Here is a 16,518-nt window from a genome sequence, read left to right as displayed (position 1 = left end):
TTATGCTAAGATATTCAAACGGTTGTTTATTAGAAAGATTTCAATATGGAAGTTTTAAGTCAAACAGAACGTCAGAAGCTTTTTCTGGAGAATATTTTTCCATATAAGCATAAAATACCTCGTAAAATTTACGAAAAGCAAAAATACCATTTACAAATAGAGTTACTAAAATTACAAAGGTGGGTAAAAGAAAATAACAAAAAAGTTTTAATTATTTTCGAGGGCAGGGATGCTGCAGGCAAAGGTGGAACCATCAAAAGAGTTATGGAACATCTAAACCCACGCGGCGCTAAAGTTGTAGCTCTTGAAAAACCTACAGAGAAAGAGCGAAACCAATGGTATTTCCAAAGATACATCAAATATCTGCCATCCGGAGGTGAGATAATTCTATTTGATAGATCATGGTACAACCGTGCTGGCGTAGAAAGAGTTATGGGGTTTTGTACAGAAAAAGAGTACTTCTCTTTTTTAGAACAAGTTCCTATGCTTGAAAAAATGTTAGTTGATAGTGGCACTATTATTATTAAATTTTGGTTCTCAGTTAGTCAACAGGAGCAGAAAAATAGATTTATTGCTAGAGAAGCGCATCCTCTAAAGCAATGGAAACTTAGTCCAATTGATAAAGCATCTTTAGATAAATGGGATGACTATACAGAAGCTAAGGAAAGAATGTTTATGTATACTGACAAACCATATGCACCATGGGTCATAGTAAAATCAGATGACAAAAAAAGGGCTCGTTTAAACGCTATTAGATATGTTCTTAACACTATAGATTATGATAACAAATCATTAGAAGTAGCTATACCTCCAGATCCTTTGATAGTTGGCTCTTCTGCAAAAATATACAAATAGCTCTTTAGAACAATTTAACCGAAAAAAATAACAAATACATATTGACTAACAATAAGCTTTAAAATATAATTGTGGCTATGTTTGGGCCTATAGCTCAGTTGGTTAGAGCGCCGGACTCATAATCCGTAGGTCGTAGGTTCGAGTCCTACTGGGCCCACCATTATCACCTAACATATATTTAAATATCAAAACTTTAATTAAAATAACTCAAACTGACAAAAAAATTTTTCATAGTTTTATAAAAAATATTATATGATTTTAGACTACTCCTGCTTAAACCAATTAGGCGCTTTATATGAGGGCGTATTCTGATTATAATCGCTAAGAAATTCATTAACATTTAATGTTCTATCTTCTTTGATGTCAGCACCTTCAATATTAAAGATAACAAAATTTCTTAAATCATTATAACTCATATAATTCTTATTCTTAACAATAAGCTTCCTTAAAGCAGCAAATTTTGGTTTTTGAAGGAGCTCTAAAGCTCCGTTGCCAGTTTTGGTTTCTTCACCTACCTGAAAATTAAATCTCTCAGTATTTCTACTTCTTTTAACTAAACATATAGCAATTACATATGCCAGAATCGAATGAGCTATAGCAAATGGTAAATAATCGGAACTAATTTCATTCAACGATTCCAAAAGACTATTAAAATAGTCTTTTTTCGAAAAATTAGAAGTAAGATTCGACCAAGTACTCGTTTTACTTTTCAATTTTTTTAAAAAATCAATTATAAGAGAAGCTGGTATCATATTTGACAAATCAAGAAAAGTCGATTTACAGTTAATCTCCTCATACATAGCTTGAGTTGCCATCCTATTCTCATTTTCATAAAATGTTGTATTATAATATTCACTATAATTAAATTCACTGTAATTAAAAGGCCCCTTTTTTTCTGACGAAGAAGCACAATAGATTTTGTTACATAACTTACCAAAAAGCTTATTATAAAAATTTTTATACTTAGTGTCTGCAACTACATCACTTCCTAGCTCTTCAATACAGTCGTATGTTAAACCCATATACATTTTTTGACGAAATTCTTCTACTATCATATCATCTTGTTGATGAAGAGCTTTACGTACTTTATATATTTCAGCGTATGTATTAAACTTGATTTTTGTTCCTAAATTAAGGTATGTATCTAGTAGCCAAACATCAAGGTTAGACGTTCTTACATAAGTAAGAAAGTTTTCAAAAGTAGGAGTAAGTTTTTGGTTTATATAACTATTAATTCTCTCTCTATCAGAAGTTTTATAAAGAATTACAAAATGGTGAGTATTTATATTTAATCTTACTATACATACAGTATACCCTCTTAATGACTCTATTTTTGTATTTAAAAACTTTAAAGTAACATAACAGATCTTAGATTGCTCTGTACAATCTCCAATTTTCCCGATTAAAGATGATAAAGCAATCCTTTCACAAGAAATTTCTTCATCATTGCTAGTTGGAGCGGCTAATGATAATTTTAATAATCCACGAAGCTTTTTACTCTGCTGAAAAATAGGAAGATTACTTGAGTAAGGGACAGATTGCCTTATTAAGGTGACTATTTGTTGGGCTAATATTTCATTCATTATAATATCTCCTTTTTTATACACTTAAACAACTTAAGAAAATTAAGATGTAAAAATTAAACAAGCTTATTGATTGTAATAATTAAAAACTTAATACTAAGAACTCTCTTATGCTAGAACCAAATGATATCAGTTAAGTATATGATTTATATAAGGGGTTTTTAATAAGACTTAGGAATTTTTAATAGCCCATATAAGTTTATGACATAGCCTACTAGGTATAAAAGTAATATTTGCTTAAATAGCTTCGAGAAATTTTTGCTTATCTTTCTTTGTTAATCTAACCCTATGCTCATTCATTAAAGTGCCGTGATAAGATTTATTTAGAGTTTCTAAAATATCCATCAATAATTCATAACATGTTTTTACGTCATATCCTAAAGCTGAAAGCTTCTTAAAATTCATAACAGCTATTATGCCATTTATACTACCATTATTAATTCTTTCAAATTCTTGCTTATCATTATCTGGCAATATGCTAAATATGACGTCTTTATAATTAATCTTTTGAAAAACTTTCTCCTCAGTGTACCTAAGATCATAGTGTTTCAACTGCATAGCTAAATTTTTTATTTCAATAGGTTCTATGCTTTCAAAATACAGCAAAAGATATCCTTCTCTTAATAAAGGGTACTCAAGCTGTATTTCTACAACATCTTCAGAAAAATCATTTTTTAGTTGGCTTGTTAAAAATTCACTACTTGTTCTCTCCATATTCTCTAGTGTCAGTTTTTGTTTTAAACGCAAACTTTTACGAAAAAGATCAATAATTATTAATACAACTAAAATTAAAACCAAAATTAAAATCAACGACATATAACACCCACACTACTATCTTTTATTAAACTAATATTATATATATAAAGGCTATAAAAATTAAGATTTTTGAACAATTATAGAGTCTAATATACCAACTATTTTTTGATCAGTATCTACTATCATGTTTTCATGAATACTTGTAAACTCCCGCGTTATATAGTCATTTCTTTGCTTATCATCAAATAGTCTTCTTAATTCTTGATATAAATTATCTACTGTACAATCTTCTTGTATTAACTCTTTTATTATTTCACTTTTATGTAAAATATTAGGAAAAGCCCAGAAGCTATGATTACCTATCAACAATCTTCCTAAAAAAGCAGATAATGCTGAGACCTTGTATCCAACCACCATTGGTAATTTACATAACATAGCTTCTAGAGTAGCTGTACCAGAAGCTAGTAAACTATAATCAGATGCTTTTAAAATATCATGGGATTTAGCATTGAACACTTTTATGTTTAGCTTTTGTATTTGCTCATCATACTGGTCAAAAATTGACTGTAAAGATGGTTTTGCTAAAGGCATCACAGCTTGAAACCTATATCCAGAGTCAACTAGTTTCTGTAAAGCTTCAAGAAATAAAGGCAAAAGTCTAGATACCTCATTACTCCTACTGCCAGGTAAAACTGACAATATTGGTAAACTTATATCTCCTAAACCCAACTCTTTTCTATAGTTAGCTCTATCTATATTTATTGAGATATTTTTTGCCAAAGGATGCCCAACAAAAATAGCTTCAAAGTTATGTCTTTTTTTATAATAATCAACTTCAAAAGGCAATATTGCCAATATTTTATCTGTAGCTTTCCTGATTTTTTTAATTCTATATTCCCGCCATACCCATATTTTAGGGCTAACATAATGTATAGTTTTTATACCAGCTGCTCTAAGTTTTCTTTCAACAGTAAGATTAAAGTCTGGAGCATCTATCCCTATAAAAATATCCGGCTTAGTTTGTTTAAAATGATTAATAACCTTTCTACGTATATTTAAGATCTGCCAACCTTTTGAAATTATCTCCAAAAAACCTATCAAAGAAAGAGCATCCATAGGATAAAGACTTTTAAAACCAGAAGCCTCCATCTTAGGACCGCCTATACCCTCTATAACAGCATCAGGATACTTTTCTTTAAGCTTTGCAACTAAAGTACCACCTAACTGATCCCCTGATAATTCACCGGCTACTATACCTATTCGCATTATCTTAATATACCTCTTCTAGAAGTACTCATTAGCTCAACAAAAGGCTCTAAAACAGGATCTTCTGTAGCCATATTTTTTATAATTTCAAAAGCTTCATTTATCATTAAGCCACGACGATAAAGTATTTTGTAAACATCTTTTATTTTTTTTATCTGCTCTGCTGTAAAACCTCGTCTTTTAAGACCTTCAGAATTTATACCACAAGGAGATGCGCCAGCAGTAACCGCTGTCACCATCAGATATGGTGGAACGTCTTTTCCTATCAACGCAGCATGAGCGATAAATGCATGCTTACCTACAGTACAGAACTGGTGGACCCCGGTATTAGAGCTCAAAATAGCATAATCCTCGATATGAACGTGTCCAGCTAGACCAACACCATTTACTAAGTTAATGTTATTCCCTATCTTACAGTCATGACCAATATGCACATAACACATAATTAGATTATTATTGCCAATCGAAGTTACTCCAGATTCCTTTAATGTACCACCATGTATTGTCGCACATTCTCTAATAACATTATTATCACCTATAACAACTTGAGAAAAATCTCCTTTTTTATAAGTATAATCAATAGGATCATCTCCAATAGATGCATACTGAAAAATACGATTATTTTTACCAATAACTGCATTATCACCTATAGTAACATGGCTTTTAAGCTCAGTGCCTTCACCAATAACTACATTTTCACCAACAACACAAAATGGACCAATTATAGCACTATCTGCTATCTTAGCACTTTCGTGAACTACCGCTAGGCTATGTATCACTATTAATAATCCTTATAAGCTGCCATTAATTCTGCTGAACAAACAATTTGTCCATCAACTTTTGCCACAGACTCAGCTGTACATATAATATTCTTTTGTTTAACCATTCGTGATTCAATAATCAGTACATCACCAGGGACAACTGGTCTTTTTACTCTAACCTTATCTATACCTGCAAGCATAAAAGTTCTTCTACCACCACCAGCTTTAGCAACTACATGTGCAAATAGTGTCTCAGCCATTAGCTCACCTAATATAGCTGTAGCTTGAGCCATCGCTTCAACGATTAAAACTCCTGGCATTACTGGGAATTCAGGAAAATGTCCATTAAAAAAATCTTCATTAATTGTAACGTTTTTTTGAGCTATTATACTTCTTTCTTCAATATTCCAGTCAACAATTTTATCTAAAAGAGCAAAAGGATACCTATGTGGCAAAATCTTCCTAATTCCCATCACATCTATTTGCTTATTATTTTCATCAAATTGACTCATTACAAATCCTCATTACTTAATTAATTTATTTTCTAAATCTTTAACCCTAGCTATTAATTTATCTATTTTTGACAATCTAGCTACAAACCTACCCCATTCAATTCTTGGTTTTACTTCAAAAGCGGCATAATACATACCCGGTTTTGTCACGGATTTACCTACATTAGAGGCGCCCCCTATTACAGCATTATCACAAATACTAATATGACCAGTAATAGCAGATTGACCACCTATAAGACAGTTACTACCTATCTTAGTACTACCTGCTACTGCTGTCACACCTGCCAAAGCTGTGTTTTCGCCGATAACCACATTATGAGCTATCTGTACTAAATTATCAATACGTGCCCCTTTTTTAATGATAGTGTCATCAATAGCACCTCTATCAACCGTCGTATTAGCACCAATTTCAACATTATCTTCAATAACTACTCTACCTAGCTGCGGTATTTTAGTCCATGAACCATCATCGTCACGTGCATTTCCAAACCCATCACAGCCTATAACTGCATTCTGATGAATAATACATTTTGCCCCAATGATAACATCATGTGCTATAGATACACTACTCTTAATAATTGTAGAATCCCCTATTTTCGTTCCATCCTCAATAGTAGCGCAAGCACCTATTACAACATTATCGCCTAAAACAACATTTTCACCAATAACTGCATTTGCGTCAATAGTTACATTATCCCCGATAACTGCACTAGCTGCTATAACAGCCTTACTATGTATCTTACCACTAGGTTTTGGAGATTTATCAAAAATCTCCATTACTTTAGCTAATGCCATATATGGGTTAGATAATACAATAGCGTTCGTATTACAGTAATCTAAAGCTTCTTCTGTAATTAAAACAGCAGAAGCTTTTGTGTTAGATAAATCTTTTAAGTACTTAGGATTAGTGCAAAAGGATATATCCCCCTCTTTTGCTTGAGATAAAGTAGCTATTTTAGTTATTTCAATACTACTATCACCCTTAATCACACCATCTAATTTTTCTGCTAATAAATTTAAGCTATACATTATTTTACCCACCAATTATAGTTTTTGGTTTTTCTAAGAGTTCTTGTTCATCATAACTACAACATCGTCAGATATGTCATCAACACCATTTACGTAAGCAAGAGCCTGAGTAGTTAGTATAACATTATAACCTTTCTGTTTTGCTATTGTCTCCACTGATTTATCAAATGCAGCTTGGAACTTTTTAGATAATTCATCTTTTCTTGAGTATTCTTTTTGTTGTAAAACTCTAGCTTTTTCTGCAAAAGTTTGTTGTTCTTGTTGTATTTGCTGTTGTTGTTTCTCTAACTCAGCTTTTGTCATAGTAGTAGATTTTTGCTGTAATTCTTTAACCTTTGCCATAATGTCACTTTGTTGTTGCTGTAACTTTGAAGCCTCTGGCTTAAGGTCATTTTCTAATTTTTTAACACTTACTGAACCAAGGTCTGTGTCATTAAATATCTCTACTGGATTAACTACAGCTATCTTAGTATCTGCATACAAAACAGTAGTAGCCACTGTAAAAAGCATCAACGTAATTAAAATTTTCTTAATTATTTTTTTCATATTTTTCTCCTTTGATTTTTAGAAATTTTGTCCAAGTGAAAACTGGAATACCTGAGTAACATCACCTTTTTGAACATTAAATGGTTGAGCAAAAGATACTGCTAGTGGCCCCATTGGTGAAGCCCATCTAAACTCAACTCCAACTGAATATTTAAGGTTACCCAAAGATGGTGATGTAGGGCTAGGTGGAGTTGGATATAGTACCCCATTTAGATCATAAGTTATATACGTGTTACCCACATCTAAGAATGCACCGATTCTCATATTAGAACTATCCTTAATAAAAGGTACTGGAAACAATAAATCCCAATTATTATATATATTAAGATTACCACCAATTGAGTTACCTGGCTGAGGATTATTGGGATCTACTAAGTTAATATCTCTAGGGCCTAATGAACCTTGTAAGAAACCACGCACTGATCCCCAACCACCTCCATAGAAGTTCTCATAAAAAGGTAGTTCTTTAGTTTTCCCATAACCTCCACCATACTGCACTCCTGCTCTAATTGAGAGCGCCGATAAATCTGTATTTGGTACAGCAATATTATAAGTCCCACCGACTTCAACTTTATAAGAATTAATATTACTTATTCCAGGTATATTTATTGAGCCATTTAAATTAAATGACCCTCCCTGTGTTGGGAACATATATTTATTAGAGTTATTATAGCTCCAACCACCTGTTATAGCAGGCTCATTAAATACATTTCTACCTCCTTGCTGCTGAATAAACCATTCAACTATAGAAGATTTGTAACCTTCCGACTGTTTAAGGGTATTGTTAGCAAATGTCAATCCCCAAGATACATTACTAAATGTTGATATAGGCAAACCATACATCAACCTAGCACCAAGCGTATCTAATTGGTATGCAGCTATGGCATCTGTTTTAGCAAAGTTTGAACGGTTAACATATGCTGAAACACTTTGGCTGATCCCTGAAGTAGTAAAAAAAGGATCGATATAACTTATATCTAATTGTTGGAACGGTATGGAAAGCTGAGCATTAATATTAAAAGTATTACCTGTACCAAACACGTTAGGCATATTAAGCCTACCGCCTATCATAAAACCATATAAATCCGAATAACCTAAGCTACCACTTATTGAGTTGGCGTTACGCTCCTTAATATTGTAGTTTATATCTACCAAATCATCTGAGCCTTCTACAGGAACAAGTTGCATGTCAGCAGAACCAACATAAGGTAACTGATCAAGCCTTCTTTGTGACTTATCTATAGCCTCTTTATCATATGTGGATTGTTCATAATATTGAAGCTGCCTACGAAATACGTAATCATTTGTGACATTATTACCAAAGAAATTTACCCTATTTACATAAACTTTTTTACCCGCATCTACAACAAATTTAAAAGAAACTACTCGATTTTCCTTATCAACATCTGGAATAGGGTTAACTGTTGCAAAAGCATAACCCTTACTTCCTAATAAAGTTCTTATTGACTCTACAGTATCTACAAGCTTCTTTTTTGAAAAAATTTCACCTTCTTTTAGCTGAATCAAGGATTCAACTTCTGATTTAGGTATTATAAATTTACCATCTAGAGATATATCACCAACCTTATAAACTTCACCCTCCTGGATACCAAGAGTTATATAAGAATGTTCACGATCTTTCGACATAGAGGCTTGTTTAGAAGTAACTTTAAAATCTAGAAAACCTCTATCAAGATAATAATTTGTCACATCCTGGACTGATTTCTCCATACCGTTAGGCGAGTAACTATCAAATTGAGCTAAAAAACCCCACAGATTCCAAATAGATGGTGTTTGAAAAGCTAAGCCACTTTTTAGATCACTATCGTCAAAATTTTTGTTACCGACAAAATTTATGTCTCCAATTGTTGCAGGTTTCCCTTCTTTAATTGTTAAATTAATGTTTATTCTGTTGTTCGGTAGTTTTCTGATATTTTCATCAATTTTGGCACCATATAATCCCATCATTGAATACTGGGAAAGTAACGATTGTTTAATTAAAAACATTGTATTAGGATTATAAATATTACCTACATAGACCCCAGCATCAGTAAAAACTTTTTCAAGATCCTCTTTTTTGATTTTTTTATTACCACTGAAACTAAAATCTGCAATTATTGGTCTTTCTTTTACATTCACAAAAAGATTACTACCCTTCCGATATAGGTCTACACTATTAAAAAAACCCGTACCATAGAGATTGTTAATAATCTGGTTTGTATCTTCTGGTGTGATATAACTACCCCTCTTAAAACCTATACGGCTTTTAACTACATCACCCTGTAATCCTTCTAAACCAACTATAGATACTTTGTCTAGTATAAAGCTACCTGTTTCTGCCCAGCCAGCACACGCAATACCCATAAGAATAGAGGTTAATACAAACTTCTTTCTTAAAAAAAACACTTAATTCTACCTCAAAATAGAATCTACTAAACATCGAGCTTTTTTATCAATCTCAAAAACTTCTTCTATTTGTTTAGGATTCTCAAACTTTAATTTTTTTAATATTTTTTTATTGATTTTTATAATATCTAAATATTTAATTTTACCATCTAAAAATGCTTCTACCAATTTTTCATTAGCAGCATTAAATACTATATTTGCTGCGTAATCTTTATTTCTTAAATTTTCAAAAACTAATTTTAAAGCTTCAAACCTACTAAAGCATGCTTTTCTAAATGTCAGCTTTATTTTTGTAAAATCCAACTCTGCAACATTGGCACACCCTCTAGCTGGATAATACAAAGCATTTGCAATGGGAGTTTTCATATCAGGAACACCCAATTGAGCCAGAAAACTACCATCTACATATTTAACCATCGAGTGAATAACACTTTGAGGATGAATTAAAACGCTAATTCTATCAGCTGGCACACGAAAAAGCCAATATGCTTCTATCACTTCCAAAGCCTTATTAACCATAGTTGAAGAATCAACTGAAATTTTTCTTCCCATATTCCAATTAGGATGAGCACATGCTTGCTCAGGGGTTATATTAACTAGGTCATCTAACTGCTTATCTCTAAAGGGCCCTCCTGAGGCTGTAAGAATTATCTCAGCAATTTCTTTTTCATTAAAAGTCTTGCTTTGATTATCCAAACACTGAAATATTGCATTATGTTCGCTATCTACAGGTATAAGCTGGGCATTATTTTTTGCTACCTCTTCAATTAACAAATGCCCTGCAGCTACTAAAGATTCTTTATTAGCTAAAAGTATTTTCTTGCCTGCCTTAGCAGCTGCAAAAGTTGGCTTAAGTCCAGCCACTCCAACTATGGCAGACATTACTATATCAACTTGTGGATCACTAGCAATTTGCTCTAAGGCTTCCTCACCAACCAAAATCTCAACTTCTCTAACAAGTTCTCTAAGCTTTTGGTGTTTTTGTTGGTCAGGTACAACGACGTACTTAGGCTGAAATTCTTCACATAAACTAGCAAGCTTTCTTATATTACTAAAGGCACTTAGGGCATACACCTCAAAGCTACTACTCTCTCTAATTACGCTTAATGTGCTATCTCCTATAGAACCTGTAGCTCCTAATATAGTAACCTTGCTTTTCATAGACATAACCTTTATTCTGTTAAGTCAACATCTAAAGCTATTTCAGTTTCTTCTTCTAAGCTTTCCTCTATATCTGTATCATCTTGTTTTACAACCTTCAAACCTATAAGTTTTTCATTGTTTCGAAGGTTGATCAATCTAACACCTTGTGCCGAACGACCACACTCTCTAACTTCAGATGATGATGTTCTAACTAAAGTACCATTATTTGTAATCATCACAATGTCTTCATCTTCAGCAACAAGTACAGCTACAACTACTTTACCGTTTCTTTCTGATGTAGAAATTGCTATAACTCCTTGACTAGACCTTTTTGTTTTTCTATATTCAGAAACTGGAGTTCTTTTACCATAACCATTTTCTGTAGCAGCTAAAACAACTCCTTCATCAGAATTTGTCACAAGCATAGAAACTATCTTTTGATCATCTTGTAAACGCATACCTGTAACGCCAGCGGCAGAACGACCCATAGCTCTAACATCAGATTCATCAAAACGAATTGCTTTTCCTGCATCTGAAAACATCATAATCTGCTTATTGCCATCTGTAAGTGCAACATAAGATAACTCATCGCTATCATTCAAGCCAATAGCGATCTTACCTGTAGAGCGTGGTCTTGCAAACTCTGATAAATCAACTTTTTTAACTCGACCTAATTTTGTAGCCATAAATACATACCAGCCTTCTTCAAACTGTGAAATTGGCATAAGAGCAGTAATTTTTTCATCTTTTTCTAGTGGTAGAATATTATTTATTGGTCTACCTTTAGAGATTCTACTAGCTACTGGGAAATCATAAACTTTTGACCAATAAACTCTACCTAAGCTTGAAAAACAAAGCATAGTATCGTGAGTTGATGCTAAAATTAATTTAAAAATACTATCTTCTTCTTTAGTTTTGGTTGCAGACTTTCCTACTCCACCACGTTTTTGAGCATTGTATAAACTTAATGGCTGAGTCTTAACATAACCATCCATCGATAACGTTACAACCATTTCTTCTTCTGCTATTAGATCTTCTCTTGTCAAATCCAATCTTGAAGAAATAATTTCTGATTTTCTAGCGTCGCCAAAGTTTTCTCTTATTTCAACAAGTTCTTCTTTGACTACTCTAATAAGCTCATTTGTATCACTTAATATCGATATTAGATACTTAATTTTATCAATTAATTCTTTAAACTCATTTACTATCTTATCTTGTTCAAGACCTGTTAGTCTATGTAGCCTCAAAGCTAAAATTGCATCAGCTTGCTCTTCTGTTAAGTTATATGACGAATCTGTTTGGATACCATAATGAGAGGCTAATGTCTCTTTACGATACATTTTAACATCAACACCTTCCAGCATATTTTTGACAAGAATACCATTCCATGACCTAGCTAGCATAGATTCTTTAGCATCAGCCGGACTTGGCGAAGCTTTAATAAGTTCGATCATCTCATCTATATTTGATAAAGATAACAATAGTCCTTCTAAAATATGAGCTCTTTCTTTTGACTTTCTTAGCTCATATATAGTACGGCGAGTAACAACTTCTTTTCTATGCTTTATAAATTGCTCTAAAATCTCTTTTAGGCCTAAAAGTTTTGGTCTATTGTCACTAAGAGCGACCATGTTGATACCAAAACTGCATTGTAGTTGAGTTTGAGCATACAAAGTATTTAATACAACCTCTGGAGATTCATCTCTTTTTAAATCTATTACTACTCTAATACCATCTTTATCAGACTCATCTCTAAGTTCTGAAATGCCTGTTACTTTTTTATCTTTAACAAGCTCAGCAATTTTTTCAACTAGTTTTGCTTTATTTACCTGATAAGGTATCTCTGTAATTATTATTTGCGATTTACCTGATGCTTCATCTTCTTTTATATCAGCCTTAGCTCGCATTATCACACGGCCACGACCTGTTTTATACGCTTCTAAAATACCATCTGTACCATTTATATAGGCACCTGTTGGAAAATCTGGTGCTGGAATGTATTGTATTAACTCTTCAACGCTTAAACTAGGATTGTCTATAAGAGCTATTGTTCCATTAATTACCTCTGTCATATTATGAGGAGGGATATTTGTGGCCATACCAACAGCAATACCTGATGAGCCATTAACTAAAAGATTTGGTACCCTTGTTGGTAAAACATCTGGAACTAACTCTGTGTTGTCGTAGTTTGGAGAAAAATCTACCGTCTCTTTATCAATATCTACCAAAAGCTCATGAGTAAGCTTTTGCATTCTAATCTCTGTATAACGCATAGCTGCTGGTGAATCACCATCAACTGAACCAAAGTTACCTTGACCATCTACTAATGTATAACGTAAAGAAAAAGGTTGTGCCATCCTAACGATAGTATCATAAACCGCTGTATCACCATGTGGGTGGTATTTACCTATAACATCACCGACAACCCTAGCAGACTTTTTATAAGGTCTATTATAATAGTTTGATAGCTCATTCATCGCAAAAAGAACTCTTCGGTGAACTGGCTTTAACCCATCTCTGACATCTGGTAAAGCTCTACCAACTATAACACTCATTGCATAATCAAGGTATGATTGCTTTAATTCTTTTTCTATATTTATTGATGATGATTCTTTAGTCGTTACAGACATTACTTACCGTTTTTAATAAAGATATGACATATGGGTGATATTTTAACATACTCAAGCCTAAAAAGCATCTTTTGATAATAAGTAAGAAACCAGTAAAAATTCTTAAGAATTTATGACTAATCAGTTAATTTCCAATTTATAGTCTTAAGTTTATGATCAAGTAAATACTGGTTACAAAGTATAAAATGGTTACATCCTAGAAAGCCACGATGTGCTGATAAAGGAGATGGATGGGTTGATTCTAAAATCAAATGTTTAGAATTATCAATAAGACTTTTCTTTTTACGTGCGTGAGAACCCCAAAGCATAAAAACAACATTTTCCTTATACTCAGATATTTTATTGATTACTGTATCTGTAAAAGTTTCCCAGCCAATGTCTTTATGTGAGTTTGCCTTATGAGCCTCTACAGTTAAAGTTGTGTTTAACAAAAATACCCCTTGCTTTGCCCAATCGACTAAGCAACCATGATTTGGAATTTCAAACTCTGGAACACTACGTGCAAGCTCTTTGTACATGTTACGTAAAGACGGTGGGATATCAACTCCCTTTTGCACTGAAAATGCTAAGCCATGAGCTTGATTATAATTATGATATGGATCTTGACCAAGAATTACCACTTTTAAATCTTCTAATTTAGTATACTTAAAAGCGTTAAAAATATTCTCTTTAGCTGGAAATATAACTTTACCTTTATTTTCCTCACTAGCTAAAAATTCTAATATTTGCTTAAAATAAGATTTTTGTTTCTCTTCTGATAAAATATCTGACCAGGTCATATCTAGTTTAAACCGACTCCCAACAATAAGTATAAAGATTGATTATAATTATAAAGTATAATTTTTATTAGATATAGATAATACTAAACTTTGCTCTTTATTTTTTTGAAAGTAATGATTTGAAAGCCGAAATCCTATCACTATCAAGCTCATTAACGTAATTTATTATCTCACCGTACGTATTAAAGCTAGGGTTGTCTGATTGGCTAACTTTATCCATTAAATCATGAAACCACGCTTTTCTCGGGTTTTGTTTATATAACGCACTCACAGCTCTTGACTCCATAACGATATTATCGCTTTTAATATAAGTATCCTGCCTAGCACCAATAGTTTTATATTCGTTAATTCTTTTTAACTGACCTAATTCTTTCTTATAATACTTATTTTTATCGAAACTGGCAAAAGTGTCAATATCTTTTACTAAAAGTTCTATCATATTATTGATTATAGTTTTCAAATCACTTTTTAATACACTACACTCAGGCATTGTTATATCCTTAGAGTATTCATAAAGCTCACTAAGCAGTTTATATGCCCTTGTATATTTTATAATTTCTATAGCTATCTCTTTAAGTTTATTAGCATTATAGTTTATCAATTGTAATTTACAACTCTGTTTTAGAAACTCTGCCAAACTACATTTTAACCAAAAATGATTGTAATCTTTTGGAGCACTAACGTACACATTAGTTACCAGCTGTTGTGGTCTAGTTTTTACAAAGAAAGTGTTGCCATACGGTGTTTTGTAAATATCTTCAAGGTTTCTTGGCCTATCTTTCTCATAAATGAATTTCTCAGGGTTATTGATCATTTTCTTATGCAATTGAGATATCTTTACTGGAGTAAACTTATCAAGGTTCATTGTATCAACAAGCCCAAGCTTAACATAATGAGCTAAAATATTAAGAGCCCTAGTATAATTTCTATACGTATATTTTGTATCTGTACTCTCGCTATGTATAACTTCCAAAATCATATAGGGTATTTGCCTAATATATGTAATTATACCCAATAGCACATAATCATCTAACATTGGAAATACTTTCTTTATTTCTTTTAACTTATTTGGGTAATACTTTTTAGTGTTAGTAAATAGCTCACCTTTTATATTGACCGGTATCGTATCACTACTTAAGTTAAATTGAAATTCGGCACCTGAATCACTTTTAGCAACTGGTTTAATTTTTGAGTTAAGAGCTTGTTTATTTACCACGTCAAGATTATATCTGACATGTTTACTAAAGAATTCCCCCAATCTATCGGTGAATCCTCTTACTCTAACATCGTTTTTAGCATACTGCTTATGCCAAATTTTATGCTGCTGAATGTTTGGAGCATAACCAAATATTTCTTTATGTATCCAAATATAAACTAATACACATATATATAAAACTCTTTCTAAGTAGTCATCTTTCTTAATATACCTCGGCGAGGTTACATACTCCAAGGTGTTACCAGCATCAGTTTCTAACGCTTCTTGGAAATATTCTTTAGGTTCAAAAATTGCTACGACTTTATGATCTTTATAAAATTCAGCTGGAGAATTTTGTGCATATTCAGTAATGCATGCCAATTCAAACTCAAGTCCTGTAAAAATATGACCGGTGGAGGCTTTGATATGAGAGCCTATTAAATTATTTAGATTGTATTTAATATCTAATGATTTTCTGCGTGCACGCGGATAATCTTCCTGCAACATAATAAGCGGCCGACCTTCTTCTAATTTAGATAGAATTGGATTAGATAATGACTGTCTTCGAGTATGTTTTTTCATATCAATACTATTACCTAACTTAGACTGCTCTACTCTAATTTCATTAATCAATTGAGAATTTCTAGAAATTTGCAACTTTACTTCTTCTTTATTTACTGTTCTCTCATAGTCTTCATTTTGAGGCAAATATGCTATATATAAATCTCTAATATTTGGAAATCCTTTTATTGATTCTGATACATTTTTAAAACCAAGTTGGTTTAATAGAGGTAATATCCTCCCTCCTAAAGTTCCATGTTGTAAAAATTTAATATCAACATCTCCTGGTACCAAATCTCCTACTGTTATAAAATTCCAGTAGGCATCAACAGCACTAAGTTTTTCAGTTTTTGAGGGGCTGCCAAACAGATCTCCTATTATTCCTCCTTTATAATTTAATCCCTTCTTCCTAGTATTTTTATAATCTTCCAATGCATTAAATAAATCTTTAAATATTTTATATTTCATAAATAAATAGTTTTTATTTAAAATTATA

At 32.3% G+C, this 16,518-nt stretch carries 13 protein-coding genes and 1 tRNA gene; 2 read left to right on the top strand and 12 right to left on the bottom strand.

What is annotated here, in order from left to right; all coding sequences use genetic code 11:
• Nucleotides 1-45: 45 nt before the first annotated feature.
• The gene (gene ppk2 / locus E3E15_RS01495) at nt 46-855 is read left to right on the top strand and encodes a polyphosphate kinase 2 (RefSeq protein ID WP_035721169.1); all 810 of its coding nucleotides are present in this window, start codon (nt 46-48) and stop codon (nt 853-855) included.
• A gap of 83 nt (nt 856-938) precedes the next feature.
• Nucleotides 939-1,015: transfer RNA gene (locus E3E15_RS01490), tRNA-Ile, on the top strand.
• A gap of 103 nt (nt 1,016-1,118) precedes the next feature.
• On the opposite strand, the gene E3E15_RS01485 is transcribed toward E3E15_RS01490, so the two are convergent.
• The 12 genes from E3E15_RS01485 to E3E15_RS01430 form a co-directional block, all read right to left on the bottom strand.
• Complete coding sequence (locus tag E3E15_RS01485; RefSeq protein ID WP_172106324.1) at nt 1,119-2,438, bottom strand: hypothetical protein; 1,320 nt, start codon at nt 2,436-2,438, stop codon at nt 1,119-1,121.
• Nucleotides 2,439-2,675: 237 nt separating this feature from the next.
• Nucleotides 2,676-3,254, bottom strand: a complete 579-nt coding sequence (locus E3E15_RS01480; protein ID WP_172106323.1) for a cell division protein ZipA C-terminal FtsZ-binding domain-containing protein — start codon at nt 3,252-3,254, stop codon at nt 2,676-2,678.
• 60 nt (nt 3,255-3,314) lie between these two features.
• Nucleotides 3,315-4,460 (bottom strand): lipid-A-disaccharide synthase, encoded by a 1,146-nt coding sequence (gene lpxB / locus E3E15_RS01475; RefSeq protein ID WP_172106322.1) that lies wholly within the window; start codon nt 4,458-4,460, stop codon nt 3,315-3,317.
• The gene (gene lpxA, locus E3E15_RS01470; protein ID WP_172106321.1) at nt 4,460-5,239 is read right to left on the bottom strand and encodes an acyl-ACP--UDP-N-acetylglucosamine O-acyltransferase; all 780 of its coding nucleotides are present in this window, start codon (nt 5,237-5,239) and stop codon (nt 4,460-4,462) included. The genes lpxB and lpxA overlap by 1 nt, the downstream gene beginning before the upstream one ends.
• A gap of 2 nt (nt 5,240-5,241) precedes the next feature.
• Nucleotides 5,242-5,733 carry a 3-hydroxyacyl-ACP dehydratase FabZ gene (gene fabZ / locus E3E15_RS01465; RefSeq protein WP_035721154.1) on the bottom strand — a complete coding sequence of 164 codons (492 nt, stop codon included), beginning with the start codon at nt 5,731-5,733 and terminating at the stop codon, nt 5,242-5,244.
• A gap of 12 nt (nt 5,734-5,745) precedes the next feature.
• Nucleotides 5,746-6,762, bottom strand: a complete 1,017-nt coding sequence (gene lpxD / locus E3E15_RS01460; protein ID WP_035721151.1) for a UDP-3-O-(3-hydroxymyristoyl)glucosamine N-acyltransferase — start codon at nt 6,760-6,762, stop codon at nt 5,746-5,748.
• Between the two features lie 33 nt (nt 6,763-6,795).
• Nucleotides 6,796-7,308, bottom strand: coding sequence for an OmpH/Skp family outer membrane protein (locus E3E15_RS01455; RefSeq protein ID WP_425352913.1), 513 nt, complete (start codon nt 7,306-7,308; stop codon nt 6,796-6,798).
• 18 nt (nt 7,309-7,326) lie between these two features.
• Nucleotides 7,327-9,714: an outer membrane protein assembly factor BamA gene (gene bamA, locus E3E15_RS01450; protein WP_035721149.1), complete on the bottom strand. Its 2,388-nt coding sequence runs from the start codon at nt 9,712-9,714 to the stop codon at nt 7,327-7,329.
• A gap of 6 nt (nt 9,715-9,720) precedes the next feature.
• Entirely contained in the window at nt 9,721-10,881 is a 1,161-nt protein-coding gene (dxr, locus tag E3E15_RS01445) for a 1-deoxy-D-xylulose-5-phosphate reductoisomerase (RefSeq protein ID WP_172106320.1), read from the bottom strand.
• 5 nt (nt 10,882-10,886) lie between these two features.
• A complete protein-coding gene (gene gyrA, locus E3E15_RS01440; RefSeq protein WP_172106319.1) occupies nt 10,887-13,487 on the bottom strand; it encodes a DNA gyrase subunit A in 2,601 nt (866 codons plus the stop codon).
• Between the two features lie 116 nt (nt 13,488-13,603).
• On the bottom strand, nt 13,604-14,266 hold the full coding sequence (ung, locus tag E3E15_RS01435; RefSeq protein ID WP_172106318.1) for a uracil-DNA glycosylase: 663 nt from the start codon (nt 14,264-14,266) through the stop codon (nt 13,604-13,606).
• Nucleotides 14,267-14,363: 97 nt separating this feature from the next.
• Entirely contained in the window at nt 14,364-16,490 is a 2,127-nt protein-coding gene (locus E3E15_RS01430; protein WP_172106317.1) for a hypothetical protein, read from the bottom strand.
• Nucleotides 16,491-16,518: the final 28 nt, after the last annotated feature.

The organism is Allofrancisella frigidaquae, assembly GCF_012222825.1.
Classification (GTDB): Bacteria; Pseudomonadota; Gammaproteobacteria; order Francisellales; family Francisellaceae; genus Francisella; species Francisella frigidaquae.
Note: the sequence above shows the minus strand (reverse complement) of the source record. Positions and strands in the feature narration are given on the sequence as shown.

What these genes read in the sequence shown, in the direction of transcription:
- ppk2 (WP_035721169.1), top strand. Translation starts at nt 46, where the DNA reads ATGGAAGTTTTAAGTCAAACAGAACGTCAGAAGCTTTTTCTGGAGAAT.
- E3E15_RS01485 (WP_172106324.1), bottom strand. Translation starts at nt 2,438, where the DNA reads ATGAATGAAATATTAGCCCAACAAATAGTCACCTTAATAAGGCAATCT.
- E3E15_RS01480 (WP_172106323.1), bottom strand. Translation starts at nt 3,254, where the DNA reads ATGTCGTTGATTTTAATTTTGGTTTTAATTTTAGTTGTATTAATAATT.
- lpxB (WP_172106322.1), bottom strand. Translation starts at nt 4,460, where the DNA reads ATGCGAATAGGTATAGTAGCCGGTGAATTATCAGGGGATCAGTTAGGT.
- fabZ (WP_035721154.1), bottom strand. Translation starts at nt 5,733, where the DNA reads ATGAGTCAATTTGATGAAAATAATAAGCAAATAGATGTGATGGGAATT.
- lpxD (WP_035721151.1), bottom strand. Translation starts at nt 6,762, where the DNA reads ATGTATAGCTTAAATTTATTAGCAGAAAAATTAGATGGTGTGATTAAG.
- E3E15_RS01455 (WP_425352913.1), bottom strand. Translation starts at nt 7,308, where the DNA reads ATGAAAAAAATAATTAAGAAAATTTTAATTACGTTGATGCTTTTTACA.
- dxr (WP_172106320.1), bottom strand. Translation starts at nt 10,881, where the DNA reads ATGTCTATGAAAAGCAAGGTTACTATATTAGGAGCTACAGGTTCTATA.
- gyrA (WP_172106319.1), bottom strand. Translation starts at nt 13,487, where the DNA reads ATGTCTGTAACGACTAAAGAATCATCATCAATAAATATAGAAAAAGAA.
- ung (WP_172106318.1), bottom strand. Translation starts at nt 14,266, where the DNA reads ATGACCTGGTCAGATATTTTATCAGAAGAGAAACAAAAATCTTATTTT.
- E3E15_RS01430 (WP_172106317.1), bottom strand. Translation starts at nt 16,490, where the DNA reads ATGAAATATAAAATATTTAAAGATTTATTTAATGCATTGGAAGATTAT.